This window comes from Streptococcus mitis (assembly GCF_002860865.1).
In the GTDB taxonomy this organism is placed as follows: domain Bacteria; phylum Bacillota; class Bacilli; order Lactobacillales; family Streptococcaceae; genus Streptococcus; species Streptococcus mitis_AT.
In genome coordinates this window covers 568,578-586,957 of sequence record NZ_PKIE01000001.1, presented here as the reverse complement: position 1 = coordinate 586,957, position 18,380 = coordinate 568,578, and the positions used below count along the sequence as shown (strand labels likewise).

At 40.1% G+C, this 18,380-nt stretch carries 18 protein-coding genes; all 18 read left to right on the top strand.

All coding sequences use genetic code 11. The features are described 5' to 3' along the window. Positions 1-109 precede the first annotated feature (109 nt). The 18 genes from dhaK to spxR all read left to right on the top strand — a co-directional run bounded on the left by dhaK (position 110) and on the right by spxR (position 18,378). Positions 110-1,099: a dihydroxyacetone kinase subunit DhaK gene (gene dhaK / locus CYK18_RS02880; protein WP_101784939.1), complete on the top strand. Its 990-nt coding sequence runs from the start codon at positions 110-112 to the stop codon at positions 1,097-1,099. A gap of 21 nt (positions 1,100-1,120) precedes the next feature. Then, positions 1,121-1,696 carry a dihydroxyacetone kinase subunit DhaL gene (gene dhaL / locus CYK18_RS02875; protein WP_101784937.1) on the top strand — a complete coding sequence of 192 codons (576 nt, stop codon included), beginning with the start codon at positions 1,121-1,123 and terminating at the stop codon, positions 1,694-1,696. After that, entirely contained in the window at positions 1,696-2,070 is a 375-nt protein-coding gene (gene dhaM, locus CYK18_RS02870; RefSeq protein WP_101784935.1) for a dihydroxyacetone kinase phosphoryl donor subunit DhaM, read from the top strand. Before dhaL ends, dhaM begins: the two co-directional genes overlap by 1 nt. Before the next feature lie 642 nt (positions 2,071-2,712). Further along, entirely contained in the window at positions 2,713-3,444 is a 732-nt protein-coding gene (locus CYK18_RS02865) for a hypothetical protein (protein WP_101784933.1), read from the top strand. Between the two features lie 151 nt (positions 3,445-3,595). Beyond that, positions 3,596-3,814 (top strand): hypothetical protein, encoded by a 219-nt coding sequence (locus CYK18_RS11025; protein ID WP_101784931.1) that lies wholly within the window; start codon positions 3,596-3,598, stop codon positions 3,812-3,814. 125 nt (positions 3,815-3,939) lie between these two features. After that, entirely contained in the window at positions 3,940-4,632 is a 693-nt protein-coding gene (pynA, locus tag CYK18_RS02855) for a pyrimidine 5'-nucleotidase PynA (protein WP_101784929.1), read from the top strand. Positions 4,633-4,693: 61 nt separating this feature from the next. Beyond that, the gene (locus CYK18_RS02850) at positions 4,694-5,347 is read left to right on the top strand and encodes a uracil-DNA glycosylase (protein ID WP_101785309.1); all 654 of its coding nucleotides are present in this window, start codon (positions 4,694-4,696) and stop codon (positions 5,345-5,347) included. Positions 5,348-5,356: 9 nt separating this feature from the next. Further along, positions 5,357-5,821 (top strand): NUDIX hydrolase, encoded by a 465-nt coding sequence (locus CYK18_RS02845; protein ID WP_001135786.1) that lies wholly within the window; start codon positions 5,357-5,359, stop codon positions 5,819-5,821. Between the two features lie 12 nt (positions 5,822-5,833). Further along, positions 5,834-7,102, top strand: coding sequence for a dihydroorotase (locus CYK18_RS02840; RefSeq protein ID WP_101781969.1), 1,269 nt, complete (start codon positions 5,834-5,836; stop codon positions 7,100-7,102). Positions 7,103-7,143: 41 nt separating this feature from the next. Next, a complete protein-coding gene (locus CYK18_RS02835; protein ID WP_101784927.1) occupies positions 7,144-8,505 on the top strand; it encodes an MATE family efflux transporter in 1,362 nt (453 codons plus the stop codon). Between the two features lie 153 nt (positions 8,506-8,658). Further along, positions 8,659-9,627, top strand: a complete 969-nt coding sequence (locus tag CYK18_RS02830) for a thiamine pyrophosphate-dependent dehydrogenase E1 component subunit alpha (RefSeq protein WP_101781966.1) — start codon at positions 8,659-8,661, stop codon at positions 9,625-9,627. A 15-nt stretch (positions 9,628-9,642) separates the two neighbouring features. Continuing rightward, on the top strand, positions 9,643-10,635 hold the full coding sequence (locus CYK18_RS02825) for an alpha-ketoacid dehydrogenase subunit beta (protein WP_101781964.1): 993 nt from the start codon (positions 9,643-9,645) through the stop codon (positions 10,633-10,635). Between the two features lie 285 nt (positions 10,636-10,920). After that, a complete protein-coding gene (locus tag CYK18_RS02820) occupies positions 10,921-11,964 on the top strand; it encodes a dihydrolipoamide acetyltransferase (protein ID WP_101781963.1) in 1,044 nt (347 codons plus the stop codon). Positions 11,965-12,009: 45 nt separating this feature from the next. After that, positions 12,010-13,713: a dihydrolipoyl dehydrogenase gene (lpdA, locus tag CYK18_RS02815; protein ID WP_101781961.1), complete on the top strand. Its 1,704-nt coding sequence runs from the start codon at positions 12,010-12,012 to the stop codon at positions 13,711-13,713. A 60-nt stretch (positions 13,714-13,773) separates the two neighbouring features. After that, the gene (locus tag CYK18_RS02810) at positions 13,774-14,763 is read left to right on the top strand and encodes a lipoate--protein ligase (RefSeq protein WP_000873998.1); all 990 of its coding nucleotides are present in this window, start codon (positions 13,774-13,776) and stop codon (positions 14,761-14,763) included. Positions 14,764-15,281: 518 nt separating this feature from the next. Beyond that, on the top strand, positions 15,282-16,541 hold the full coding sequence (locus tag CYK18_RS02805) for a UDP-N-acetylglucosamine 1-carboxyvinyltransferase (protein ID WP_101784925.1): 1,260 nt from the start codon (positions 15,282-15,284) through the stop codon (positions 16,539-16,541). Between the two features lie 15 nt (positions 16,542-16,556). Then, complete coding sequence (locus CYK18_RS02800; protein WP_101784923.1) at positions 16,557-17,108, top strand: GNAT family N-acetyltransferase; 552 nt, start codon at positions 16,557-16,559, stop codon at positions 17,106-17,108. After that, the gene (gene spxR, locus CYK18_RS02795) at positions 17,101-18,378 is read left to right on the top strand and encodes a CBS-HotDog domain-containing transcription factor SpxR (protein WP_101784921.1); all 1,278 of its coding nucleotides are present in this window, start codon (positions 17,101-17,103) and stop codon (positions 18,376-18,378) included. The genes CYK18_RS02800 and spxR overlap by 8 nt, the downstream gene beginning before the upstream one ends. Positions 18,379-18,380 lie beyond the last annotated feature (2 nt).

The following is an 18,380-nucleotide window of genomic DNA, read 5'->3' as shown; positions in this document are numbered from 1 at the left end:
TTAAACGGGTTTAAAAGGGGACAAATAATAGAATCTGTCCCTTACCAGCCAGAGGTAAAAAATATATAATGAAAGCGAAAACAAAGGTACATGCCGAAAGGAGTTTCTCATGAAAAAAATTATAAATGAACCGACACAGGTTGTTGATGAAATGTTGCAGGGATTGTCATTCATGCATGATGACTTGGTAGAACGCTTAGATGGTTTTGATGTCATCGTTAGAAAGGCAGAAAAGACAGGAAAAGTTGGACTCATTTCAGGTGGAGGTTCAGGACATGAACCAAGTCATGCTGGATTTGTAGGAGATGGAATGTTGTCTGCTGCCATTTGTGGAGCAGTCTTCACTTCACCTACTCCGGACCAAATTTTAGAAGCCATCAAGGCGGCTGATGAAGGTGCTGGAGTTTTCATGGTCATCAAGAACTATTCTGGGGACATCATGAACTTTGAAATTGCACAAGAACTTGCTGAAATGGAAGGTATTGATGTAGCAAGTGTTGTGGTTGATGATGATATCGCTGTTGAAAATAGTCTCTATACCCAAGGTCGTCGAGGTGTTGCAGGTACTATTTTAGTCCATAAAATTTTAGGTGATGCGGCTCGTTCTGGTAAATCATTATCTGAAATGAAGGACTTGGCCGACAAATTTGTCTTAGAAATTAAAACAATTGGCTTAGCCTTGTCTGGAGCAACCGTACCTGAGGTTGGGAAACCAGGTTTTGTTCTAGAAGATGATGAATTTGAATACGGAGTTGGTATTCACGGTGAGCCAGGATATAAAAAAGAGAAAATGCAACCTTCAGCACAATTGGCCTCAGAATTGGTTGAAAAACTATCTGAAGGTTTCCGACTTAAGGCTGGTGAACGCTATGGCCTTCTCATCAATGGTTTAGGAAGCACTCCTCTTATGGAACAATATGTATTTGCAAATGATGTGGCTAAATTACTCCATGAAAAAGGTGTTGAGTTGGCGTTTAAGAAAATTGGAAACTATATGACCTCAATCGATATGGCTGGCTTATCATTAACATTGATTCGATTGGCAGATGATGAATGGTTGGATGCTCTAAATGCACCTGTTACTACACCAGCTTGGTAAAACTCAAGGAGGAAATATCACATGAATGCTGAACAAGCTCTTGAATGGATGAAGCTTTTTAATGAGAAGATTCAAGAACAGAAAGATTATCTTAGTGAGCTAGATACTCCTATAGGAGATGGAGACCACGGTGGAAATATGGCGCGTGGAATGGCTGCAGTTATGGAAAATTTAGAAGGAAAGCAATTTGAAACCAGTAGTGATGTCTTTAAAGTTGTTTCAATGCAACTACTGAGTAAGGTAGGCGGTGCTTCTGGTCCCTTGTATGGCTCTGCATTTATGGGAATGTCCAAGGCTGATTCTCATTCTAAATTAGAAGAAATCTTACAAAGTGGTCTGGATATGATTGTCAAACGTGGGAAAGCAGAAGTTGGAGAAAAGACAATGGTTGATGTTTGGACTCCTGTTATTGCTGTCTTGTCTGATGGTCAATTGACTCAAGAGGTTATTGATAAGGTAGTGAATGCTACCAAAGACTTACTTGCAACTAAAGGAAGGGCATCTTATGTAGGAGAACGTTCTCTTGGACATATTGATCCTGGATCATTCTCATCCGGATTACTCTTTACTGCTCTTTTAGAAACTGGGGTGGTTTAATGGGAAGTATAGGTCTTGTTATCGTTTCACATTCCAAAAACATTGCACAAGGTGTCGTTGAACTGATTAGTGAAGTAGCTAAAGATGTTCCGATTACTTATGTAGGAGGAACCGAAGATGGAGGAATTGGAACAAGTTTTGATCAAGTAGATAGGGTTGTTTCTGAAAATCCAGCAGATACTTTATTAGCCTTTTTTGACCTAGGTTCTGCTAAAATGAACTTAGAAATGGTGGCTGATTTCAGTGATAAAAGTATCATCATCAACAGGGTTCCAATTGTAGAAGGTGCCTATACTGCAGCTGCTCTTCTTCAGGCTGGTGCAGAACTGTCAGTTATTCAAACACAGTTGTCGGAGCTTGAAATCAATAAATAAGGAATTTTACTATAACTCTTTTTATAGGTGGGCTATTGATTATCTCAACTATCAAATTTTAAGTAAATGATTTCAAAATCAGAAAGGGATTGCTTGCGCAGTTCCTTTTTGATTTAACAGGAGTAAAGCCATAGAGTTTCTAAATTGTGAACCATTCAAAACTAATTGTAATGGGATCATTCCAGCTTTAGAATCCTTCAAAAATTTAGATTTAAAGCAATCAATGGCTTAGAATAGTGCCAAAACATTTAGTTTCTAGGAATTCTAAGTCTAGAATTGCATGGATATTTATGAAGTTGAGATATTCGATAGTTAGGATTGTTCTATTCTGAAAGATTTGAGCTGTCAATCTTCTAGAATAGTAGTTTACCAATGAATTTTGTTGAAAGATTCCTTGTTTTATGGTAGTCTAAAGTAAAAGAAAGCCCTACCATTATATTTGTATCTTTAATCTGACTTGGTTTGTGTCTAGAAGAGGGATAGATATTTTGGGTCTCCAAATAACAATTATATTTTCACTTGCAAAAATGTATTTCAACTTTACCTCATGTAGAAGAAGGAAATATAATAAAACGCTTATGACTTGTTGGAAAGAGAATGGGAACTAAAAATAGGTTCCCTTTACAGATTAGGAGTAGGTAGATGAGTAATCTAGAGTTAATGCGTAAAGCGCATATCATCGTGTGGAGTGCCTATCTATTTTTATCATTAAGGGCGCCGCTAATTAGTAGTATTGAGTATTTCTTGCTTATTTTTTTAGCGTTTCTCTATTCAATAGTATCGCTACCTCTATACTCTGTGAAGAATAAAATAGTATCCATTTGTTTGGCTATAAACTCGACTCTGTTAATGAGTTTTCCAATTTTAATCAATAAATTTTTCCCAGGAACCGTTTCTACTTATATCGTATTAATCAGTATTTTTATCCTGGAGTTCTTAATCTTTAATATAATTGGTAGAGATTTTGATACTAGATTAGCTAGCGAGTATAGGAAAATCAGTCAGTTTAAAAGTAAGATGTCTCAATCTCCTTGGATAAAATATTTAGAGATTTCTAGTTTTATATTAACTATATTTCCATTTATTCTTCATGGTACAGTTGATAATCGTGTATTGGCTCTTATCTTTTTGATAAAAATTTGTGTAGATACTACGATAAAGATTCTATTAAACAGAATCTTTAAGACAAGTGAGGTAATGAAAAGGAGGATATTTTCTCTTTTTGTACTAGATTTGATTGTCTATTTATTTTTAGGCTATGTTTTAGCAATGCAAAAAGACGGCTATCTGTTTTCAATTCTACTAATTTTTTCTAATTTTTCCCTTCCTTTTATTAGAGAAAAAGAGTATGAATTATTTAAAAATAAGAAGTGAGATAAATAGGGTTAAATCTTACTTCTCTTTAAAATCAAATCAGGTAAGAAAAGAGTATCTTATCTAGGTAACAAAGTGCTTTAAACACATTCGACGATAACTTGTTAGGATTACGTCCTAACTATACTCAATTAAAAGGAGAATATTTAAAATGAAACATTTTTTTGCAGGATTTGGTGAAATAAACTTTATAAATTATCTATTGTATATATGTGTAGGACTAGCCCCTCTTTTTCATATATATGTCATAGGTTCGGAAATGAGTTTTGTGAAAATAGTATTATCTATTTTGGGAGTCATATTTGTATGTATTTTAACCATTGCTCGAATTTATAGGAGATTTTTCTACAATAAAAATAAACTTGACTAGAATAGTATGGGTTAGTTAATCCATTAGAACTATTATTCTTTGTGATACTATACTACTTTTAAGTTTTTACATTAAACAGCTGGCTGAAGTGAAAGTTGTTTATCCTAGAAAGGAAAACTCTCAAATTGCCCTACAAAGTTTTACTCTTCGACCTTGACCATACCTTGCTTGATTTTGATGCTGCTGAGGATGTGGCTTTGACGCAACTCCTAAAAGAAGAAGGAGTTGCAGATATTCAGGCCTACAAAGACTTTTACGTTCCTATGAACAAATCTCTCTGGAAGGACTTGGAGCAAAAGAAAATTAGTAAACAAGAGCTGGTTAACACGCGCTTTTCTCGTTTATTTGCTCACTTTGGACTGGAAAAAGATGGTAGTTTTCTAGCCCAGCGTTACCAATTTTACCTTGCCCAGCAGGGGCAAACTTTTTCAGGCGCTCATGAACTCTTAGACAGCCTCATTGAGCGAGATTATGAGCTGTATGCTGCGACAAATGGTATTACTGCCATTCAGACAGGGCGCTTGGCTCAATCTGGTCTAGCACCTTATTTCAATCAAGTCTTTATCTCTGAACAATTGCAAACACAAAAGCCTGATGCTCTCTTTTATGAAAATATTGGCCAACAGATTGCAGGTTTTAGCAAAGAAAAGACGCTGATGATTGGAGATTCCCTAACCGCCGACATTCAAGGTGGCAATAATGCGGGGATTGACACTATCTGGTATAATCCTCATGACCTCGAAAATCCCACACAAGCCCAGCCAACCTACGAAGTCCATTCTTACAAAGACTTGCTGGATTGTTTAGATAAACTGTAAAAAGTGGTTTAGATAGCCACTTTTTGCTATAATAGAGGCAGTAAAAATGAAGGAGTTGGCTATGGAACACTCGTCTTGGCATGCTTTGATTAAGGCGCAATTACCTGAGGGTTATTTTGGGAAAATCAATCAGTTTATGGAGCAGGTCTATGCTCAGGGGACTATTTATCCACCCAAGGAAAAGGTTTTTCAGGCTCTCTTGACAACACCGCTTGAAGAAGTTAAGGTGGTGATTCTAGGGCAAGATCCCTATCATGGGCCAGGTCAAGCGCAGGGCTTGAGTTTTTCTGTACCGGACTCTATCCCAGCTCCACCATCCTTGCAAAATATCTTGAAAGAATTGTCAGATGATATCGGGGTTAAGAAATCTCATGATTTGACAGCTTGGGCTGAGCAAGGAGTCTTGCTTCTTAATGCTTGTTTGACAGTTCCTGCTGGACAGGCCAATGGTCATGCTGGTCAGATATGGGAGCCTTTTACGGATGCTGTGATTCAGGTGGTCAATCATATAGATAGGCCAGTGGTCTTTGTACTATGGGGAGCCTATGCACGCAAGAAGAAGGCCTTAGTTACCAATCCTCACCACTTGATTATCGAATCAGCCCATCCCAGTCCTTTGTCAGTTTACAGAGGATTTTGGGGTTCCAAGCCTTTTTCCAAGGCTAATGCATTCTTAAAAGAAACAGGACAAGAGCCAATCGATTGGCTTAGATAAGGAGAAAATATGCCTCAGTTAGCGACAATTTGCTACATTGATAACGGGAAAGAACTGCTCATGCTCCATCGTAATAAGAAGCCAAATGATGTCCATAAAGGAAAATGGATTGGTGTGGGTGGTAAGCTGGAGCGTGGTGAGACTCCACAGGAATGTGCAGCGCGTGAAATCCTTGAAGAAACAGGGCTCAAAGCCAAGCCAGTTCTAAAAGGTGTTATCACTTTTCCTGAATTTACGCCAGATTTAGACTGGTATACCTATGTTTTTAAGGTGACAGAGTTTGAGGGGGACTTGATTGACTGCAATGAGGGGACCTTAGAATGGGTTCCCTACGATGAGGTTTTGAGCAAGCCGACTTGGGAAGGTGACCATACCTTTGTTGAGTGGCTTTTAGAGGATAAACCCTTCTTTTCAGCCAAGTTTGTTTATGATGGGGATAAATTGTTGGATACCCAAGTCGATTTCTATGAATAAAGGAGAAAGCAGATGCTACTAATCAAAAATGGTCGTGTAATGGATCCCAAGTCTGGTTTAGATCAAGTGTGTGATGTCTTGGTTCAAGATGGGAAAATTGTCAAAATTGCGTCTGAGATCAAGGAAGAAGGGGCAGAGGTGCTTGATGCTACTGGTCTAGTCGTTGCTCCTGGCTTGGTTGATATCCATGTTCATTTCCGTGAACCTGGTCAAACCCACAAGGAAGATATCCATACGGGTGCCCTAGCAGCCGCTGCAGGTGGTTTTACAACGGTTGTGATGATGGCTAATACTAGTCCAACCATTTCAGACGTGGAGACTTTGCAAGAAGTTCTCCAGTCAGCTGCCAAAGAGAAGATTAATGTTAAGACGGTTGCGACCATTACTAAGAACTTTAATGGCCAAGACTTGACTGATTTTAAGGCGCTCTTAGAAGCTGGTGCGGTTGGTTTTTCTGATGACGGTATTCCGCTTGAAAGCAGTAAAGTTGTCAAGGAAGCCATGGAAGAAGCCAAAAAGCTTAATACCTTTATTAGTCTTCATGAGGAAGATCCAGGTTTGAATGGGATTCTTGGGTTTAACGAAAATATTGCTAAAGAACATTTCCATATCTGTGGTGCAACTGGGGTGGCTGAGTATGCTATGATGGCGCGTGATGTCATGATTGCCTATGCAACTAAGGCCCATGTTCATATTCAGCATTTGTCTAAGGAAGAAAGTGTTAAAGTAGTTGAGTTTGCTCAAGGATTGGGAGCGCAAGTCACAGCAGAAGTAGCGCCACAGCATTTCTCTAAGACAGAAGCACTTCTTTTGACTCAAGGTAGCAATGCTAAGATGAATCCACCGCTTCGCTTGGAATCAGACCGTCGTGCCGTTATCGAAGGCCTTAAATCAGGCGTCATCACAGTTATCGCAACTGACCACGCGCCTCACCATGCGGATGAAAAAAATGTCGAGGATATTACCAAGGCGCCGTCTGGTATGACTGGCTTAGAAACATCTCTATCTCTCGGTTTGACTTATTTGGTGGAAGCTGGTGAGTTAAGCTTGATGGAATTACTTGAAAAAATGACATACAACCCATCCAAGCTTTACAACTTTGAAGCAGGTTACTTGGCTGAGAATGGTCCAGCGGACATCACTATTTTCGATGCTAAGGCTGACCGCCTTGTGGACTCCCATTTTGCTTCCAAAGCAGCCAACTCACCATTCATCGGTGAAACCTTAAAAGGGCAGGTTAAATACACCATCTGTAAGGGACAAATTGTCTATCAAAACTAGGTGGGAGTCTGCTCTGTAAACAAAAAGAATAGAGAGCCTATATGTACCAAACCCATCATTTTAAAGACAAATTTATCTTATTTTTAAAGATATTTTTCCCTATCCTGATTTATCAATTTGCCAATTATTCGGCCTCCTTTGTTGATACGACTATGACTGGCCAATACAATACCATGGACTTGGCTGGTGTATCTATGGCCACCAGTATCTGGAATCCTTTCTTTACATTTCTGACAGGGATTGTATCAGCCCTGGTGCCCATCATTGGTCACCATCTTGGTCGAGACAAAAAGGAAGAGGTTTCGTCTGATTTTTACCAGTTTATTTATTTGGCCTTGGGCCTATCCGTGGTCTTGCTGGGACTAGTACTTTTCCTGGCACCACCTGTTTTGAATCATATTGGGTTAGAAGCACCGGTAGCGGCAGTAGCGGTTCGTTATCTCTGGTTTTTATCTATCGGAATTATCCCCTTGTTGCTCTTTAGTGTCATTCGTTCCTTGCTGGATTCGCTGGGCTTGACCAAGCTGTCCATGTACCTCATGCTTTTGTTACTCCCTCTCAATAGTGGATTTAACTATCTCTTGATTTTCGGGGCCTATGGTGTTCTAGAATTGGGAGGGGCTGGTGCTGGTTTAGGAACATCCTTGGCCTACTGGATCTTGCTGGGAATTTCTGTTCTGGTTTTATTTAAGCAGGAGAAGCTCAAAGCCCTACATCTTGAAAGACGAATTCCACTTAGTATGGATAAAATCAAGGAAGGAGTTCGCTTAGGTCTACCTATTGGGGGAACCGTCTTTGCGGAAGTTGCTATCTTTTCAGTGGTTGGCTTGATTATGGCTAAGTTCTCATCCTTGATTATCGCTAGTCACCAGTCAGCTATGAACTTTTCAACTCTCATGTACGCCTTTCCTATGAGTATTTCATCGGCTATGGCTATTGTCGTTTCCTATGAAGTGGGAGCTAAGCGATTTGATGATGTGAAAACCTATATTGGTCTAGGAAGATGGACTGCCCTCATTTTTGCGGCCTTCACCTTAACCTTTCTTTACATTTTTAGGGGAAATGTGGCCAGTCTTTATGGTAACGACCCAGAATTTATTGATTTGACAGCGCGCTTTTTAACTTATAGTCTTTTCTTTCAGTTAGCAGATACCTTTGCGGCACCGCTTCAGGGAATTTTACGGGGTTATAAGGATACAGTTATTCCTTTTTACCTTGGTTTGGTTGGTTACTGGGGGGTGACACTCCCAGTAGCTATGATATTCGACTCTCTAACGGATTTTGGAGCTTATTCTTACTGGATTGGTTTGATTATTAGTCTAATAGTGAGTGGCGTTCTCTACCGTTGGCGTTTGACAGTGATTATGAAAAGATTTGAATCTTTAGCAAAATCCAAACGATAAAAAGTTTGTGAAAAAATATTCTTGATAAGGAAATCCCTTATTTCTATGGGGTTTTCTTTTTTATTTTGTGAAATTTCTTTTAGAAAAACTTTGACAGTCTTTACCAAAAACGGTAGAATAGTAAGGTAAGAAGAAAGTTAGAAAGGCAAGAAGATGTCAATTTTAGATAAAAATCTTTTGCTAGAAATGTTCCGCAAGATGGAAGAAATCCGTCGCATGGACTTAAAAATTGCGCAATTAGTAAAGAAGGGGAAAGTGCCAGGAATGACGCACTTTTCTGTTGGAGAGGAAGCCGCTAACGTGGGGGCTATGTTAGCTCTCAATCCAGATGATCTGATCACATCAAACCACCGTGGTCATGGACAAGCTATTGCCAAAGGAATTGACCTAAACGGAATGATGGCTGAAATCCTTGGTAAATACACTGGAACCTGTAAAGGTAAAGGTGGATCTATGCATATTGCTGACCTTGATGCTGGTAACCTCGGTGCCAATGGTATCGTAGGTGGTGGTATGGGAATAGCTGTTGGTGCAGCCCTCAGTCAGCAAATGCAGAATACTGGAAAAATCGTCGTCTGCTTCTTTGGAGATGGAGCTACTAACGAAGGTGTCTTCCACGAAGCAGTGAACATGGCTTCTATCTGGAACCTGCCAGTCATTTTCTATTGCATTAACAACGGTTACGGTATCTCTGCGGATATCAAGAAAATGACTAACGTGGAACATATCCATCATCGTAGCGCAGCTTATGGAATTCCTGGAATGTTTATTGAAGATGGAAACAACGTCATCGACGTTTATGAAGGATTTAAGAAAGCAGTAGACCATGTTCGTGGTGGCAATGGTCCAGTATTGATTGAAAGTGTCACTTACCGCTGGCTTGGTCACTCATCATCAGACCCTGGTAAATATCGTACTCGCGAAGAAGTGGAATTGTGGAAACAAAAAGACCCAATTGAAAACCTTCGCAATTACCTTATTGACAATAACATTGCTAGCGCTGAAGAATTGGAAGAAATCCAAGCACAAGTCAAGGAAGCAGTAGAAGCTTCTGTTAAATTTGCTGAAGAAAGTCCATTCCCACCGCTTGAATCAGCATTTGAAGATATTTACGCAGACTAAGGAGAAAGAGATAAAATGGAAACAAAAACAATGTCCTTCCGTGACACCATTATCCTTGCTATGTCTGAGGAAATGCGTCGCGATGAAAATGTGTTCTTGATGGGAGAAGACGTCGGAGTCTTTGGAGGAGACTTCGGTACTTCTGTTGGAATGCTTGAAGAATTTGGTCCAGAACGCGTTCGTGACTGTCCGATTTCTGAGGCTGCCATTTCAGGAGCAGCAGCAGGAGCAGCCATGACAGGACTTCGTCCAATCGTCGATATGACTTTCATGGACTTTTCTGTCATTGCCATGGACAATATCGTCAACCAAGCTGCTAAAACTCGTTACATGTTTGGTGGTAAAGGTCAGGTTCCAATGACTGTACGATGCGCTGCTGGTAACGGAGTTGGTTCTGCAGCCCAGCACTCGCAATCACTAGAGTCTTGGTTTACTCATATTCCTGGACTTAAGGTTGTGGCTCCAGGTACACCTGCGGACATGAAAGGACTGCTCAAGTCTTCTATCCGTGATAACAACCCAGTTATCATTCTTGAGTACAAGTCAGAATTTAACCAAAAAGGGGAAGTGCCAGTTGATCCAGACTACACAATCCCACTTGGTGTTGGGGAAATCAAACGCGAAGGAACGGATGTAACAGTTGTTACTTACGGGAAAATGCTTCGCCGTGTGGTTCAAGCTGCTGAAGAATTAGTAGAAGAAGGAATTTCTGTTGAGATTGTTGACCCACGTACCCTTGTTCCGCTTGATAAGGATATCATCATCAACTCAGTGAAGAAGACTGGTAAGGTTGTTCTGGTCAACGATGCCCACAAAACAAGTGGCTATATCGGAGAGATTTCAGCTATTATTTCAGAGTCAGAAGCGTTTGACTATCTAGATGCACCAATCCGCCGCTGTGCAGGAGAAGATGTGCCGATGCCTTATGCGCAAAACCTAGAAAATGCAATGATTCCAACAGTTGCAAGCATCAAAGATGCCATCCGTAAGACTTATAACAAAGAATAGAATTACATAAGATAAGTTATGTAAAGTCAATGTTATCTGTCACATGAAAAGTCGGTTCGATAATAACCGACGAAAGATTTAGTAAGTCTACAAGGTTGACCGCGTTATAGCGGCAACCGTAGTAACTTGAGACGCGTTTCGTGTCCAAGTTACTTGTAGAGTTGAGCACGGGCTAAAAGCTCGGAAAAAGATTAATCTCCTTAACTTCATCGAAGTCTACGTTGATTTCCTATTTTTCGGTCGCTTTTAAACGCCCTTTGTATCATAAATAGAATTGGAGAGGTCATGGCTGATGACAAGCTAAGAGCGACTCCTGCAGCTAGAAAGTTAGCGGATGATTTAGGGATCAACCTCTACGACGTTTCTGGCTCAGGTGCAAACGGTCGTGTCCACAAAGAAGACGTGGAAACTTATAAAGACACAAACGTGGTTCGCATTTCGCCACTTGCAAAACGAATTGCCCTCGAACATAACATTGCTTGGCAGGAAATCCAAGGAACTGGTCATCGTGGTAAAATCATGAAGAAGGATGTTTTGGCCTTGCTTCCTGAAAATATTGAAAACGATACCATCAAGTCTCCTGCTCAGATTGAAAAAGTGGAAGAAGTTCCTGCTAACGTAACACCATACGGTGAAATTGAACGTATCCCAATGACACCAATGCGTAAGGTTATTGCCCAACGCATGGTTGAATCTTACTTGACTGCGCCAACCTTCACTCTCAACTATGAAGTTGATATGACTGAAATGTTGGCTCTTCGTAAGAAGGTTCTTGAGCCAATCATGGAAGCAACTGGGAAGAAGACCACTGTAACAGACCTTCTTTCACTTGCAGTTGTTAAGACTCTTATGAAACACCCATACATCAACGCTTCGTTGACAGAAGATGGCAAGACCATTATCACTCACAACTATGTCAATCTTGCCATGGCAGTTGGAATGGATAATGGATTGATGACACCAGTTGTTTACAATGCTGAGAAGATGAGTCTGTCAGAGTTGGTTGTAGCCTTTAAAGATGTTATTGGCCGTACCTTGGATGGTAAATTGGCTCCAAGCGAACTGCAGAATTCAACATTCACAATCAGTAATTTGGGAATGTTTGGGGTTCAGTCCTTCGGTCCTATCATCAATCAACCCAACTCAGCTATCCTTGGAGTCAGTTCGACAATCGAGAAGCCAGTTGTTGTCAATGGTGAGATTGTGATTCGTCCTATTATGAGTCTTGGTTTAACAATTGACCACCGTGTTGTAGATGGTATGGCTGGTGCTAAGTTTATGAAAGACTTGAAAGAATTAATTGAAAATCCAATCTCAATGTTGATTTAAGAACAAGAGTATTCATTTTAAAGATATAGATAAAGGAAGGAAGACATGGCCTTAGAAGTAATTATGCCAAAAGCTGGCGTGGATATGACAGAAGGACAAATCGTCCAATGGAATAAAAAAGTCGGAGAATTTGTAAAAGAAGGAGAAATCCTTTTGGAAATCATGACTGACAAAGTCAGCATGGAATTGGAAGCAGAAGAAGACGGTTATTTGATCGCTATTCTTAAAGGGGACGGTGAAACTGTCCCTGTAACGGAAGTTATCGGTTACCTTGGTGAAGAAGGCGAAAACATCCCAACAGCTGGAGCAGCAGTGCCAGAAGCTAGCCCAGCACCTGCAGCAAGTGCCTCAAACGATGATGGTAAGAGCGATGATGCCTTTGATATCGTTGTCATTGGTGGAGGTCCTGCTGGTTATGTTGCAGCCATTAAAGCTGCCCAACTCGGCGGTAAGGTTGCCCTTGTTGAGAAATCTGAACTTGGCGGAACCTGCTTGAACCGTGGCTGTATCCCAACTAAGACCTATCTTCACAACGCTGAAATTATCGAAAACATCGGTCATGCCGCAAACCGTGGTATCATGATTGAAAATCCTAACTTCACTGTAGATATGGACAAACTCCTTGAAACCAAGTCTAAGGTTGTCAATACCTTGGTTGGTGGGGTTGCAGGTCTTCTTCGTAGCTACGGAGTTACTGTACATAAAGGTATTGGTACCATCACTAAAGATAAGAATGTCTTGGTAAATGGTTCTGAATTGCTTGAAACCAAGAAAATCATCCTTGCCGGCGGTTCAAAAGTCAGCAAGATCAACGTCCCTGGTATGGAATCTCCACTTGTCATGACTAGTGATGACATTCTTGAAATGAATGAAGTACCAGAAAGTCTTGTTATCATCGGTGGTGGTGTCGTAGGTATCGAGCTTGGACAAGCCTTCATGACATTTGGTTCAAAAGTAACTGTCATCGAAATGATGGACCGTATCGTCCCAGCTATGGACGCTGAAGTTTCTAAGAACCTTCGCTTGATCCTAGAACGTAAAGGAATGACCATCTTGACTGGTACTAAACTGCAAGAAATCATTGAGGAAAATGGTCAACTTCGTATCAAGGTTGAAGGAAAAGATGATATCATCGCAAGCAAAGCTCTTCTTTCAATTGGTCGTGTGCCAGACCTTGAAGGTATTGGAGAGGTTGAGTTTGAATTGGATCGTGGTCGTATCAAGGTCAACGAATACATGGAAACTTCTGTTCCAGGTATCTACGCACCAGGTGATATTAATGGTACTAAGATGTTAGCGCACGCAGCCTTCCGTATGGGGGAAGTTGCCGCTGAAAATGCCCTTAAAGGAAACCATGCTGTTGCTAAGTTGAACTTGACTCCAGCAGCTATCTACACTCTTCCTGAAGTAGCAGCAGTAGGTCTCACAGAAGAACAAGCTCGTGAGAAATACGATGTTGCCATCGGTAAGTTCAACTTTGCTGCTAACGGTCGTGCCATTGCATCAGATGCAGCTCAAGGTTTCGTAAAAGTCATCGCTGATAAGAAATACGGGGAAATCCTTGGTGTTCATATTATCGGTCCTGCAGCTGCAGAATTGATTAACGAGGCATCAAGCATTATTGAAATGGAAATCACTGTTGAAGAAATGCTGAAGACTATCCACGGACACCCAACCTACTCTGAAGTGATGTACGAAGCATTTGCGGATGTTTTAGGAATGGCCATCCATTCACCTAAGAAAAAATAAAAGAAAGATAGATTAGACTGGAAGGTTATTTCCAGTCTCTATCGTATAAGAAGGTATCTCATGAAATATATTATCAATCATTCAAACGACACCGCTTTTAATATCGCCTTGGAAGAATATGCCTTTAAACATCTTTTGGATGAGGATCAAATCTTCCTACTTTGGATCAATAAACCATCTATCATTGTTGGTCGTCACCAGAATACTATCGAAGAAATCAACCGTGATTATGTTCGAGAAAATGGTATTGAGGTGGTCCGCCGTATCAGCGGTGGTGGAGCTGTTTACCACGATTTAAATAACCTCAACTACACGATCATTTCAAAAGAAGATGAAAACAAGGCTTTTGACTTCAAGAGCTTCTCAACTCCAGTTATCAATACCCTGGCTCAACTTGGGGTTAAAGCTGAGTTCACAGGCCGTAATGACCTTGAGATTGATGGTAAGAAGTTCTGTGGCAATGCTCAAGCCTATATCAACGGCCGTATCATGCACCATGGTTGCTTGCTCTTTGACGTTGATTTGTCAGTCCTTGCTAACGCTCTTAAGGTTTCAAAGGATAAATTTGAATCAAAAGGTGTGAAATCGGTTCGTGCCCGTGTCACCAATATTGTCAATGAACTACCAGAAAAAATCACAGTCGAAGAATTCCGTGATTTACTCTTGGAATACATGAAAAAAGAGTACCCAGAGATGACTGAATACGTTTTTTCTGAGGAAGAATTGGCTGAAATCAATCGCATCAAGGATACCAAGTTTGGAACTTGGGACTGGAACTACGGTAAATCACCTGAATTTAACGTCCGTCGTGGTACAAAATTCACCAGTGGTAAGGTTGAAGTATTTGCTAATGTCGTAGAATCAAAAATCCAAGACATCAAGATTTATGGTGACTTCTTTGGTATCGAAGACGTTGCAGCTGTAGAAGATGTCCTTCGTGGAGTGAAATACGAACGCGAAGATGTTCTTAAAGCCCTAGAAACCATTGATATTACACGCTACTTCGCTGGTATTAGCCGTGAAGAAATTGCTGAAGCGGTAGTAGAGTAAAGAAAAGCTATTTGTTAGTCATTGTGGGTTGCAGAAAAGATATTATCTGGATAGGACAAGTCTTAAAACCTGCTGAACGAGAATCAAAAAGAACCCACTTCCAATGCTTAATAAAAAAACTCGGAAGTTTGTTCTGAATCAACTAAATACGACTATTTGTAATTGAATATAGAGATGAGAAGGTCGGTAGTAGATTATCTGTAAGGTGACACAGACATGAGTTGTTTTTGATTTCCACATAGTATTAACACCCCAAAAGACTATTATTTTTATAGTTGAACGATACCTCAAAAGTTAGATAGTGAAAATCTAATTTTTGGGGTATTTTATAATTCTTAATTTAGGCTTTTTTAGTATCAAAAGATGTTTCGTAAAATATGGACTAAACCTTTCAACTTAATCTTATTTATTGCTTACTATCCAATAAAATTGAAAAGGATGGAAAAAAGGATAAATTTATGATATACTTTATTTTAAAGACCTTATTAGAAATCTTGAAAGAGTATTGAAAACTTAGAATGAGAAAAATTGTTATCAATGGTGGATTACCACTACAAGGTGAAATCACTATTAGTGGTGCTAAAAATAGCGTTGTGGCCTTAATTCCAGCTATCATATTGGCTGATGATGTGGTGACTTTGGATTGTGTTCCAGATATTTCGGATGTAGCCAGTCTTGTCGAAATTATGGAATTGATGGGAGCTACTGTTAAGCGTTATGACGATGTCTTGGAGATTGATCCAAGAGGTGTTCAAAATATTCCAATGCCTTATGGTAAAATTAACAGTCTTCGTGCATCTTACTATTTTTATGGGAGCCTCTTAGGCCGTTTTGGTGAAGCGACAGTTGGTCTACCGGGAGGATGTGATCTTGGTCCTCGTCCGATTGACCTACACCTTAAGGCTTTTGAAGCTATGGGTGCCACTGTTAGCTACGAGGGAGATAACATGAAGTTATCTGCTAAAGATACAGGACTTCATGGCGCAAGTATTTACATGGATACGGTTAGTGTAGGGGCAACGATCAATACGATGATTGCTGCAGTTAAAGCAAATGGTCGTACCATTATTGAAAATGCAGCCCGTGAACCTGAAATTATTGATGTAGCTACTCTCTTGAATAATATGGGAGCCCATATCCGCGGTGCAGGAACTAATATCATCATTATTGATGGTGTTGAAAGATTACATGGAACCCGTCATCAGGTGATTCCAGACCGTATCGAAGCTGGAACATATATTTCTTTAGCTGCTGCAGTCGGCAAGGGGATTCGTATAAATAATGTTCTTTACGAACACCTAGAAGGATTTATTGCTAAGCTGGAAGAAATGGGAGTGAGAATGACTGTATCTGAAGACAGCATTTTTGTCGAAGAGCAGTCTAATTTGAAAGCAATCAATATTAAGACAGCTCCTTACCCGGGCTTTGCAACTGATTTGCAACAACCGCTTACCCCTCTTCTACTAACAGCTAATGGTCGTGGTACAATTGTCGATACGATTTATGAAAAACGTGTAAATCATGTTTTTGAATTAGCAAAGATGGATGCGGACATTTCGACAACAAATGGTCATATTTTGTACACAGGTGGACGTGATTTGCGTGGGGCAAGTGTTAAAGCGACTGACCTACGAGCTGGGGCTGCACTAGTCATTGCTGGGCTTATGGCTGAAGGTAAAACTGAAATTACAAATATCGAGTTTATCTTACGTGGTTATTCTGATATTATTGAAAAATTACGTAATCTAGGAGCGGATATTACACTTGTTGAGGATTAAACCGTAGAGGTGTTTATGAATATTTGGACCAAATTAGCAATGTTTTCTTTTTTTGAAACGGATCGCTTGTATTTGCGTCCTTTCTTTTTTAGTGATAGTCAAGACTTCCACGAGATAGCTTCAAATCCAGAAAATCTTCAATTTATTTTCCCAACTCAGGCAAGTCTGGAAGAAAGTCAATATGCACTGGCCAATTACTTTATGAAGTCCCCTTTGGGAGTGTGGGCTATTTGTGACCAGAAAAATCAACAAATGATTGGTTCTATTAAATTTGAGAAGTTAGATGAAATCAAAAAAGAAGCTGAGCTTGGCTATTTTTTGAGAAAAGATGCTTGGTCGCAAGGATTTATGACAGAGGTTGTTAGAAAAATTTGTCAGCTTTCTTTTGAGGAATTTGGCTTAAAACAGTTATCCATCATTACCCACCTTGAAAATGAAGCTAGCCAAAGAGTTGCTCTTAAGGCTGGATTTAGTTTGTTCCGTCAGTTTAAGGGAAGTGATCGTTACACAAGAAAAATGCGGGATTATCTTGAATTTCGGTATGTACAAGGAGAATTCAATGAGTAAGCATCAGGAAATTCTAAGTTATTTGGAGGAATTACCTGTCGGAAAGAGGGTTAGTGTTCGTAGTATTTCCAACCATCTGGGAGTCAGTGATGGAACGGCTTATCGCGCTATCAAGGAAGCTGAAAATCGTGGAATTGTGGAGACTCGACCAAGAAGTGGTACTATCCGCGTTAAATCACAGAAAGTTGCTATTGAAAGATTAACTTTTGCTGAAATTGCAGAAGTGACTTCTTCTGAGGTTCTGGCTGGGCAAGAAGGTTTAGAAAGAGAATTTAGTAAGTTCTCAATCGGTGCTATGACTGAACAAAATATCTTGTCTTACCTTCATGATGGGGGACTCTTGATTGTCGGAGACCGGACCCGTATCCAATTACTAGCGCTGGAAAATGAAAATGCCGTTTTGGTTACAGGTGGTTTTCATGTTCATGATGATGTGCTTAAACTGGCCAATCAAAAAGGGATTCCAGTTTTAAGAAGCAAACATGACACTTTCACTGTCGCGACCATGATTAATAAAGCCTTGTCAAATGTTCAAATCAAGACTGATATTCTGACAGTTGAGAAACTTTACCGTCCGAGTCATGAATATGGTTTTCTGAGAGAGACCGACACCGTTAAAGATTATTTGGACTTGGTACGTAAGAATCGAAGCAGTCGTTTTCCAGTTATTAATCAACATCAGGTTGTTGTTGGTGTTGTAACCATGAGAGACGCTGGTGATAAGTCACCAAGCACCACAATTGACAAGGTCATGTCTCGTAGTCTATTTTTAGTTGGATTATCGACAAATATTGCCAATGTGAGTCAACGGATGATCGCAGAAGACTTTGAAATGGTACCGGTTGTTCGGAATAATCAAACCTTGCTTGGAGCTGTGACACGACGAGATGTCATGGAGAAGATGAGTCGATCCCAAGTCTCTGCTTTACCAACTTTTTCAGAGCAGATTGGTCAAAAACTTTCTTATCACCATGATGAAGTAGTCATTACAGTGGAACCCTTTATGCTAGAGAAAAATGGTGTTTTGGCTAATGGTGTATTGGCAGAAATCTTGACTCACATGACCCAAGATTTAGTTGTGAATAGTGGGCGCAATCTCATTATCGAGCAGATGCTAGTCTACTTTTTGCAGGCTGTTCAGATAGATGATATACTGCGCATTCAAGCACGCATTATCCATCATACTAGACGATCAGCCATTATTGATTACGATATTTATCATGGTCATCAGATTGTTTCAAAAGCAAATGTGACTGTTAAAATTAATTAGAA